This window comes from Tardiphaga sp., assembly GCF_025356345.1.
Lineage (GTDB): Bacteria > Pseudomonadota > Alphaproteobacteria > Rhizobiales > Xanthobacteraceae > Tardiphaga.
Window position 1 is genome coordinate 1 of the sequence record NZ_JANXTC010000343.1, and the last position, 10,783, is coordinate 10,783.

General features: G+C 62.9%; 8 protein-coding genes. 7 read left to right on the forward strand and 1 reads right to left on the reverse strand.

All coding sequences use genetic code 11. The features are described 5' to 3' along the window. Positions 1–200 precede the first annotated feature (200 nt). Positions 201–746, reverse strand: a complete 546-nt coding sequence (locus Q0S16_RS20925) for a MarR family winged helix-turn-helix transcriptional regulator (protein WP_295852509.1) — start codon at positions 744–746, stop codon at positions 201–203. Positions 747–1,088: 342 nt separating this feature from the next. Between Q0S16_RS20925 and Q0S16_RS20930 the strand changes: the two genes are divergently transcribed. The 7 genes from Q0S16_RS20930 to Q0S16_RS20960 form a co-directional block, all read left to right on the forward strand. Continuing rightward, positions 1,089–2,744 carry a porin gene (locus tag Q0S16_RS20930; protein WP_295852512.1) on the forward strand — a complete coding sequence of 552 codons (1,656 nt, stop codon included), beginning with the start codon at positions 1,089–1,091 and terminating at the stop codon, positions 2,742–2,744. A 179-nt stretch (positions 2,745–2,923) separates the two neighbouring features. Next, positions 2,924–4,924, forward strand: coding sequence for a tetratricopeptide repeat protein (locus Q0S16_RS20935; protein ID WP_295852515.1), 2,001 nt, complete (start codon positions 2,924–2,926; stop codon positions 4,922–4,924). 473 nt (positions 4,925–5,397) lie between these two features. Continuing rightward, the gene (locus tag Q0S16_RS20940; RefSeq protein ID WP_143575526.1) at positions 5,398–5,604 is read left to right on the forward strand and encodes a hypothetical protein; all 207 of its coding nucleotides are present in this window, start codon (positions 5,398–5,400) and stop codon (positions 5,602–5,604) included. A 293-nt stretch (positions 5,605–5,897) separates the two neighbouring features. After that, complete coding sequence (locus Q0S16_RS20945) at positions 5,898–6,797, forward strand: LysR family transcriptional regulator (protein ID WP_295852518.1); 900 nt, start codon at positions 5,898–5,900, stop codon at positions 6,795–6,797. A 553-nt stretch (positions 6,798–7,350) separates the two neighbouring features. After that, complete coding sequence (locus Q0S16_RS20950; RefSeq protein ID WP_295852521.1) at positions 7,351–7,827, forward strand: formate dehydrogenase subunit gamma; 477 nt, start codon at positions 7,351–7,353, stop codon at positions 7,825–7,827. Beyond that, positions 7,824–9,377, forward strand: coding sequence for an NADH-quinone oxidoreductase subunit NuoF (locus Q0S16_RS20955; protein WP_295852523.1), 1,554 nt, complete (start codon positions 7,824–7,826; stop codon positions 9,375–9,377). The genes Q0S16_RS20950 and Q0S16_RS20955 overlap by 4 nt, the downstream gene beginning before the upstream one ends. An 11-nt stretch (positions 9,378–9,388) precedes the next feature. Continuing rightward, on the forward strand, positions 9,389–10,783 hold a 1,395-nt coding region (locus Q0S16_RS20960), incomplete at its 3' end, for a molybdopterin-dependent oxidoreductase (protein ID WP_295852526.1).

The following is a 10,783-nucleotide window of genomic DNA, read 5'->3' on the forward strand; positions in this document are numbered from 1 at the left end:
CGCCAGAAACGCCGTCGCCTGATGCGGTCCCGGCTCCGCGGAGCGGCATGGCGGCGATGCAAGGGCATCGCCTGAGAATGCCGCACCGCGTCCGGGACACGAGCGCTATCTTTCATATCTCAGGATCGGCGAAAAAAGGCTGGTGCCGACCTCGCAATGACGGGGGATGGGACACCTATTCATTTTTGGGGCTTCTTGCTCTAGCCATCCACCGCCAGCATCAGCGTTGCCTTCTCGAGCCGCTTTTTCAGCGCCGCGAGCTGGTCGGTGATGTCGCGCAGCGCGCGGTCGTCGAATTCGGCAAACACGAACTGGCTCAGCCCCTCGCGCCGCGACGTCAGCGTCGCGATCTGCTTGCGGGCCTTGTCGGACAGCGACATCAGCACCACCCTGGCGTCCTCGCTCGACGGAACCCGTCGCATGAAACCGTTCTTCTCCAGCATCTTGGACTGGGTGGTGACGAAGGACGGATCGACATGCAGCATCGCCGAGACGTCCTTGACCGCGACACCCTTGCCGCCGTCGAGGTCGCCGATCGCCATCAGGATCATCCATTGCGGACCGCTGATGCCGAGCTCCCGGGCCCAGAACTGACGGATTTCCTCCAGGTGAACGTTGATCGAGGCGATGTCCCAGACGAATTGACGAATGATCTCCTGATTCTTGCCGCCGACCTGTTTGGCCGGCGGTCTGTCAGCGTCCTTGCCCTCTCCCGCGCGTCTGGAAGGGGTTGGTCGTTCGGCCATTTCGATATCCCGGAGATTTGCAAAATACATAATTGGATCAAGTGATTGGATAGGGCAACCGCCAATTTGTCGCTGTTGCCAAGAAAGCACACCGCGTCGCGATAAAATTACATGATCTGATAAAGTATTTTGCTTCTAGAAATTACAAAGGCATTGTCGATCACGGCGATGGGGCAACCCGTGATCGTCCCGTGAAGTAGTTCGCTTGAGTGCCTCGCGTAATGCGGGTGTTTCCGAAAAGCGCGAAGTACTTGGCGGTTAGTTTGGGGACTAGGGAACTAATCTTCGGGTTGTCAGCCCACGGATCCGAACCTTCCCTTCAGAAACAACTTGGAGGCTAACATGACGATGATTAAGAGCCTTGTTCTCGGCTCGACCGCGGGTCTGATCGCACTGAGCGGAGCTCAGGCCGCCGACCTTCCGGTCAAGGCCAAAGCAGTCGAATATGTGAGGATCTGCTCGCTGTACGGCGCCGGCTTCAACTACATCCCGGGTACCGACACGTGCATCAAGATCGGCGGCGCGATCCGCCTGGATACCACCTTCAACGGCGCCATCTACGATGCTCCTTATTGGCAGGGCGGCGCCGGCGGTGCGAACTCCTACAATAAAAACAACTTCGCCACGCGCGAGCGCGTGAACGCCACCCTCGATACACGCACCGCCACTGAATACGGCGTGGTCCGCACCTATTCGAACTTGCAGTTCGACTTCACCCAGGGCGTCTCCAATATCGCCGGCGGCGCGATTGCCGAGGTCGATTTCGCATTCATCCAGTTCGCCGGGTTCACCTTCGGTAAGGCGGTGTCGCAGTTCGATCCGCAGTGGGCGCTGTCCAAGCCCTACATCACGTCGGGCTTCCTGGCCGGCTCGAACAATGCCACCGGTATTCCGCAGTTGGCTTACACGGCCTCTTTCGGTAATGGAATTTCCGCCACCATCTCCGTTGAAGACTCGCAGCCCTACCGCACGGCTGGTGTTGTCAATGCCTCGACCGGTTTCCTTGGACCGTTCGGTGCCAATGTCGGTGGCGCCACTGTCATCAACAACCTGTCGCCCTATGCCGCGAACTCCTTTATCGGTAACGCCGCGGGCGGCGACCAGATTCCGGATATCGTTGGTAACGTCCGTCTCGATCAAGCCTGGGGTTCCATGCACTTCGGCGCAGCGGCACATCAGGTTCATGGTACCTGGTACCCAAATACGGCGATTTCGGGCGCGTCGGGTAACCCGGGCACCCCGAACCAGCCCAATGGCCATCCCGATGACACATGGGGCTATGCCGTGACCGGCGCCATCGAGCTAAAGAATCTGCCGACGGGCGTGGGAGATAGCTTCAAGCTGGAATCTACCTTCGGACATGGTGCGGCGAAATATGTGTTCGGCGGTACGTTCGACAGTACGGGCGCAGGCCGCTTCGCCAAGCTCGGTGGCAATGGCACCATGGGATTTGGATATGTGCTGGACGGCGTTTACAGCGGGTTGGGCGCTGGCGGTGGTGCCACTGCCACGGGTATCCAGCTGAGCAATGCGTGGGACGTCAGCGCATTCTATGAACATTACTGGAATCCTGCCTGGCGTACGTCGGTGTTCGCATCGTATAGCGCCATCACCTACGGTGCCGGCGCCAACGCCGCTCTGCGTGCCGTTGCAAACTCAACGGTTCCCGGTGCGGGCTTCATCAACAGCACTGTGATCCCCCAGACTACACTGACCGCCACCGTGCCGACAGGCTCGGTTTCGACAGGCTCGTTCAACGGTACCAATACTGGCAATTTCGATATCTCGTTTGTCCAGGTTGGAACGAAGACCGCATGGACTCCGGTCAAGGATCTGACACTGTCGGCTGAGTTTATCTATACTAAGCTGTATCAGAACCAGAATGGCGTCTACACCTCGAACGGCGCTGTGATCGCGGGTCAAGGCACTGCAGCGACCTACACGATGTCGAACCAGAGTTTCTACAACGGTTCGGTTCAGATCCTGCGCTCCTTCTGATCCTGATCGTCTGACGATCTGTCTCTGAAACGAAAATCTCCGGCAGGCAACTGCCGGGGGTTTTTGCATTTGCGGACGCGTTGCCCGCGGGGTTCTCGACGTCGCGAGGTCGGGCAGCTATACCGACGGCACCTTGGCTTTCCTCCAAACCGCAACCTCGCAAGCCGAAATCCAGTCCCATGGCGTCCGCAGCAGAACTCTTCCAGGGCGCCTTTGCCGCGTTTCAGCAGGGCCGGCTCGATGTCGCCGAGCGCGACTTCCGGAAAATCCTGCGCAAGGATCCGAAAAACATCGGCGCGCTGAACCTGCTGGCCATCATCCTGTTGTCGCGCCAGCAACATTCGGAGGCCGAACCGCATCTCAAGGCGGCGTTGCGGCTCGACACCAAATCCGACGCGACCTTCTATAATTACGGGCTGGTGCTGAAGGCGCTGGGTCGGCCGGATGAGGCGCTGCAGCGTTTTTCGCAGGCACTGGCGATCAATCCTGCTCACGCCGAAAGCTGGAACAATCGCGGCACCGTCCATAATGAGTTGCGCGACTACGCCGCGGCGATGGCCGATTTCGACCGCGCGCTGGCGCTCAATCCGCGCTATGCCGGCGCGCTGTTCAACAAGGCCAAGTCGCTGGCCGAACTTCGGCGCCATGACGAGGCGCTGGCCGCCTGCGATGCGGCGCTGGCGCTGGCGCCCGATCTCGCCGAAGCCTGGTTCGGCCGTGGCTTCATTCTCTCGCGGATGCGCCGTCCCGCCGAGGCGGTGCCGGCCTTCGGCCGCGCCATCCAGCTCAATCCCGATCTGCCGCTGCTGAAAGGCAGCCTGCTGCACCAGAAGATGCTGGCCTGCGACTGGCAGGGCACGGCCGCGTTGATCGCCGCGATCGAGAACGATCTGGCCGCCGGTCGTCTGTCCGCCGAGCCGTTCGGCTGGCAGGGCATCGCCACCACGGAACGCAGCCTGCAGCGCTGCGCCGTGCTCTATAACGCCGCGCGCTATCCGGCGATCGCCGCGCCGGCCGTAGCCGCCACGCCGATCGCCGCCGGCAAGATCCGGATCGGCTATCTCGCCGGCGAGTTCCGCCAGCAGGCGACGTCGCTGCTACTGGTCGGCGTGCTGGAGCAGCACGACACATCGCAATTCGAGATCACCGCCTTCGACAACGGCTTTGATGACGGCAGCGATACGCGACGGCGTATTCGCGCCGCCGTGCATGACATCGTTGACATCGCCGGACTTAGCGACCCCGCCGCGATTGCCGCGATCCGCGCCCGCCGCATCGACGTGCTGGTCAATCTCAACGGTTATTTCGGCGAACACCGCACCGGCGTGTTCGCGCGCCGCGCGGCGCCGTTGCAGGTCAATTATCTCGGCTTCCCCGGCACGCTGGGCGCCAGCTACATGGATTACATCATCGCCGACCGCCACGTGCTGCCGGAGTCGCGTCGCGCCTTCTATTCGGAGAAAGTGGCCTGGTTGCCGGATTTCTATCAGGCCAATGATGATCGCAAGGTCATCGCCACGGCCACGCCGAGCCGCGCGCAAGGCGGGCTGCCGGAGCAGGGCTTTGTGTTCTGCTGCTTCAACAATGCCTACAAGATCACGCCCGAGATGTTCGATAGCTGGATGCGGATCCTGGCGGCTGTCGAGGGCAGCGTGCTGTGGCTGCTGGAAGACAGCGCCGAGGCGGTGGCCAATCTGCGGCGCGAGGCCGCGGCCCGCGGCGTCGATCCGGTTCGCCTGGTGTTCGCGGCGCGACTGCCGGTGCCGGAGCATCTGGCGCGGCATCGCTGCGCCGACCTGTTTCTCGACACGCTGCCCTACAACGCCCACACCACCGCCAGCGACGCGCTGTGGGCCGGCCTGCCGCTACTGACCTGTCAGGGCGAAACCTTCGCCGGCCGCGTCGCCGCCAGCCTGCTGTACAATCTCGATCTGCCTGAACTGGTGACGACGACCATCGCGGCCTATGAGCGCGAGGCGGTCGCGCTGGCGACCGATCCGGAGCGGCTGGGGAGGCTCCGGCGGCGACTGGCTGATCGCTCGGCCAAGCCGGCGTTTAACACCCGGGCCTTCACCCGGCATCTGGAGGCGGTATTTCACGCCATGGTTGAACGGCAGCGCGCCGGCCTCGCGCCGGGGCATTTGTCGATCCCGCGCCAGGCCGAGTCCATGGCGATCTGATTTAAGCTGACTAAATCAGCTATTGTAATCAGCCATCAGACTCATGTATCGTGCGATGGCGCAGCCGGCAAATCCTTTGACGGCCCTGTCTTCAAGGAGACACGCGAACTCTAATGTAAACCTCCGAAACCACCGGCAATGCCCTGCCGGTGGTTTTTCGGTTTTTGGGCCGCGATTCGTGGTGCTGAACCGCCCTGATCGCAGCTCCTGTCGCTATGGCTAACAGGGCTGGTAAAATTCGGCGATGCAGCCGAGTCAGTGCGAAAATCGCCGAATTGACTGGATTCGCCGTGAATTAGTGCCCTCGGGACCGGCAGCGGCGACGCGAAATGCGGGCATCGGTACTATAGATAGCGCTGGCAGGTAGTCGTTGCATATCAGGCCTGACGTGCTATCTGGCCGAAATTGCTACAGATTTCTTGCTTTGCAGCACGGTTGTGGCTAAAAGCCGCTCATCGTGGAGAGTATGAATAATGGCGCATAACTACGCAATCAACGACGACGTCCATCACCAGCTGCAGGGACCGCAGGGTCGCTCGATGGTCAAGGAACGCAGCGTCTACACCATCACTTCCTGCCTGCCCATCGAAGCTGATGGCCGTCCGCGCTACCGCATCAAGAGCAAGACCGAGAACGTCGAGCGCGTTGTCACCGAAGAGCAGATCAGCCGCCTGGGTTGATTGTCTGTCGCGCGGCGACGTGTCGTGAGCGCGAACCGATCCTGCGTGTGATCTGAGCCTTTTGCGCGGCTCCCTGTCCACCTCCCGAGCCGTGGCCGTTTGCCGCGGCTCACTCGTAGGTGAAGCGTTTTCATCTTGCCCGCGGTCGGGCATGGCGTTGGTGCCCCCGGATCACCCTCGTGGTTGCAGCTTCGCGCATCCGCGACATATGCTCGCGCAGGGCGGCCAACACCATACGCGCGATGATCGCGTCGCGCCGCCGTTACGACGATGTGGTCCAAGCGAGGCGTGTCTTGATCGATAAACTTGAACTGCTGCTGTCGCTCGCCAAGGAGCGGCACTTCGGCCGTGCCGCCGAAGCCTGTGGTGTGACCCAGCCCACGATGTCCACCAGCCTGAAGCAGCTCGAGGACATGCTGGGCGTGATGCTGGTGCAGCGCGGATCGCGCTTCCAGGGCTTCACGCCGGAGGGAGAGCGCGCGCTGGACTGGGCGCGCCGCATCGTCGGCGATACCCGCGCCATGAAGCAGGAGATCAACGGCCTCAAGGACAGCCTGTCCGGCGAGATCCGCATCGCCGCGATTCCGACCGTGCTTGGTATGGTGGCGGCGCTGACCACGCCATTCCGCGCCCGCCATCCCGACGTCCGCTTTCGCGTGGTGTCGTGTACGTCCGCTGCCGTCCTCGGCTTGCTTGAAAACCTCGAAGTCGATGCCGGCCTCACCTATATCGAGAACGAGCCGCTCGGAAAGGTCCGCTCGATCCCGCTCTACAAGGAGAGCTACCGGTTGCTGACCTCGCCCGAGGGGCTGTTCGGCGACCGCGATCAGGTCACCTGGAAGGAAGTCGGTCAGGTGCCACTGTGCCTGCTGACGCCCGACATGCAGAATCGCCGTATCATCGATCGCGCGCTGAAATCGGTCGGCGCCGAGGCGATGCCGATGCTGACCTCTAATTCGATCATCGTGCTCTACACCCACGTCAAGACCGGGCGCTGGGCCAGCGTGATGCCCGCCAAGCTGGCGGAGACGCTGGGCCTGACCTCGAACAATTCGGTGCGGATGATCCCGATCGTCGATCCCGTGGTCACCTATGGCGTCGGCCTGGTAGTGCCGGCGCGCGACCCGATGACGCCGCTGGTGGCAACCCTGGTGCAGATCGCCCGCGAAGTGGCGCCGTCGCTGGAGGTGTGAGCGGCGGCGCCGCCCGTTCGCCGTCCTTGCGAGGAGCGACTTGTCCGCCGTAGCTCAAAGAGCGAAGGCGGAAGCGACGCGGCAATCCAGAATGGCACAAGCGAAGCAAGACTGGATTGCCTCGTCGCAAACGCTCCTAGGAAGAAAGGGCACTTGTCCCGGACGCGGCGCAATGCGCCTCCGCGGGAGGCGTCATGCGCCGCTGAGCCGGGACCGCTAGAAACGCCGTCGCCTGATGCGGTCCCGGCTCCGCGGAGCGGCATGGCGGCGATGCAAGGGCATCGCCTGAGAATGCCGCACCGCGTCCGGGACACGAGCCCTATCTTTCATATCTAAGGATCGGCCGAAAAAGGCCGGTTCCGAACTCGCCATGACGGCCGCGGTGCCGGCGGTTGAAATTGTTGCGCCGCACTCCGGCTAACCCCATCAAATCGATCGCTTTCACCATTCGCTCGATACGGTTTCCGTATCGCAGCATGAGACTGCTTTATTGATCTTTGGATCGATTCCAATTCTGATCGGCTCTCCTGTCATGAGGTCGATCGAGTATCCGATGCACGCAGCCTATGAACCCTGGGACGCCGTCCGCGGCGCGGAAATCATCGCCGGCCTTGCCGATGTCGAGGGTGGCACGCTGGTCGTGCTGCATGCGCTGCAGGAGGCCTTCGGCTATGTCCCGGAGCCGGCGATCCCGATGATCGCCGAGGCGCGCAACCTGTCGCGTGCCGAAGTTCATGGCGTGTTTACCTTCTACCATGATTACCGCCATGAGCCGGCCGGCAAGCATGTGCTGAAATTGTGCCGCGCCGAGGCCTGCCAGGCCGCCGGCGGCGATGCGCTGGCGGCGCGCGCGGAAGCCGCGCTGGGGATCAAGCTCGGCAAGACCACACCTGACCAGCTGGTGACGCTGGAGCCGATCTATTGCCTCGGACTGTGCGCCACCGCGCCGTCGGCGATGCTGGATGGCCGGCTGGTTGGCCGTCTCGATGAGAAGCGCCTCGACGCGCTGGTTGCGGAGGCACAGCGATGATCAAGATTTTCATTCCCCTCGATGCCGGAGCGGTCGCCGTCGGCGCCGATGAAGTCACCGCGGCCTTTGCCGCCGCTGCGACTGCGCGCCAGATCGAAATCGAGATCGTGCGAACCGGGTCGCGCGGCCTGTACTGGCTGGAGCCGATGGTCGAGTTCGCCGCGCCGGAAGGCCGCGTCGCCTTCGGCCCGGTGACCGAGGACGACGTCGCCTCGGTGCTCGACGCGATGACCGGCGACAGCGCCCATGCGCTGCGGCTCGGTGTCGCCGACGAGATTCCCTGGCTGAAGCGGCAGACCCGCCTGACCTTTGCGCGCTGTGGCGTGGTCGATCCCCGCTCGGTCGAGGATTACCGCGCCCATGACGGCTACAAGGGCCTCGAGCGCGCGCTGACATTGGGCTCCGCCGGCATCCTCGCCGATGTCACCGCCTCCGGCCTGCGCGGCCGCGGCGGCGCCGGCTTCCCGACCGGCATCAAGTGGAAGACCGTCGCCGACACCGCCGCCGACCGCAAATTCATCGTCTGCAACGCCGATGAGGGCGACAGCGGCACCTTTGCCGATCGCATGATCATGGAAGGCGATCCCTTCGTGGTGATCGAGGGCATGACCATCGCCGGCATCACCGTCGGCGCCACCAAGGGCTATGTCTACATCCGCTCGGAATATCCGCATGCCATCATCGCGATCGAAGAGGGCATCAAGGCGGCGCGGCGCGCCGGCTACCTCGGCGCCGGCATCCGCGGCTCGGCGTATGATTTCGACATCGAGGTCCGCGTCGGCGCCGGCGCCTATGTCTGCGGCGAGGAGACCTCGCTGCTGGAGAGTCTGGAAGGCCGTCGCGGCATCGTCCGGGCCAAGCCGCCGCTGCCGGCGCACAAGGGCCTGTTCGGCAAGCCGACGGTGATCAACAATGTGCTGTCGTTCGCGGCGATCCCCTTCATCCTCAATGACGGCGCCCAGGCCTATGCGGATTTCGGCATGGGCCGCTCGCGCGGCACGATGCCGATCCAGCTCGCCGGCAACATCAAGTTCGGCGGGTTGTTCGAAGTCGCGTTCGGCATCACGCTCGGCGAATTGATCGACGATGTCGGCGGCGGCACGTTTACCGGCCGGCCGGTGCGCGCGGTGCAGGTCGGCGGTCCGTTGGGCGCCTATTTCCCGCGCGAAATGTTCGACACGCCGTTCGACTATGAGGCCTTCGCCAAGCGCGACGGGCTGATCGGCCATGGCGGCATCGTGGTGTTCGACGATAGCGTCGACATGTCGAAGCAGGCGCGCTTTGCGATGGAATTCTGCGCGATCGAATCCTGCGGCAAGTGCACGCCGTGCCGGATCGGCTCGACGCGCGGCGTCGAGACCATCGACAAGATCCGAGCGGGTGACCGCGTGGCCGAGAACATCGCCGTGCTGGAAGACCTCGGTAACACCATGAAGTTCGGGTCGCTGTGCGCGCTGGGCGGCTTCACGCCGTATCCGGTGATGAGCGCGCTGAAATATTTCCGTGAAGATTTCGGGCCGACGCCGGCCCGCCTGCAAGCCGCAGAATAGAGGAGCCACAGATGTCGCTCGTTCAAGAAATCGATTTTGGTACGCCGCGCTCGAAGTCCGAAAAGATGGTCACGCTGACCATCGACGGTCAGAGCATTTCGGTGCCCGAGGGCACCTCGATCATGCGCGCCGCCATGGAGATGGGCACGCAAATTCCAAAGCTGTGCGCCACCGACATGGTCGATGCGTTCGGCTCCTGCCGGCTCTGTCTGGTCGAGATCGAGGGCCGCGCCGGCACGCCGGCGTCCTGCACCACGCCGGCGATGGAAGGCCTCGTCGTTCACACCCAGAACGAACGGCTGAAGAAGCTGCGCAAGGGCGTGATGGAGCTGTACATCTCCGACCATCCGCTGGACTGCCTGACCTGCGCCGCCAATGGCGACTGCGAATTGCAGGACATGGCCGGCGCGGTCGGCCTGCGCGACGTGCGCTATGGCTATGACGGCGAGAACCACGTCTTCGCCAAGACCAAGAACGGCCATTCGCACGATCACTCGCCCGAAAGCTGCGAGAACGACCACTGGATGGCGAAGGACGAGAGCAATCCGTACTTCACCTATGATCCGTCGAAATGCATCGTCTGCTCGCGCTGCGTGCGCGCCTGCGAGGAAGTGCAGGGCACCTTCGCGCTGACGATTTCCGGCCGCGGCTTCGAGAGCCGGGTGTCGCCCGGCATGAATGAATCCTTCCTCGGCTCGGAATGCGTGTCCTGCGGCGCCTGCGTGCAGGCCTGCCCGACCGCGACCCTGACCGAGAAGGCGGTGATCGAGATCGGCCAGCCCGAACATTCCGTCGTTACTACCTGCGCCTATTGCGGCGTCGGCTGCACCTTCAAGGCGGAAATGCGCGGCGAGGAAGTGGTGCGCATGGTGCCGTACAAGGACGGCAAGGCCAATCGCGGCCATTCCTGCGTCAAGGGCCGCTTCGCCTGGGGCTATGCCAACCACAAGGAGCGCATCCTCAACCCGATGATCCGCGAGAACATCACCGATCCATGGCAGGAAGTGTCGTGGGACGAGGCGTTCAATTTCGCGGCGAAAAAGTTTACTGGCATTCAGGCGAAGCATGGCCGCGACTCCATCGGCGGCATCACCTCGTCACGCTGCACCAATGAAGAAGTCTATGTGGTGCAGAAACTGATCCGCGCCGGTTTCGGCAACAACAACGTCGATACCTGCGCCCGCGTCTGCCATTCGCCGACCGGTTACGGCCTAAAGCAAACGCTGGGCGAATCGGCCGGAACCCAAACCTTTGATTCGGTGATGAAGTCGGATGTGATCATGATCATCGGCGCTAATCCCGCTGCTGCGCATCCGGTGTTTGCCTCGCAAATGAAGCGCCGTCTGCGTCAGGGAGCTAAGCTTATCGTGATTGATCCGCGCAGTACCGAAATGGTGAAATCGCCG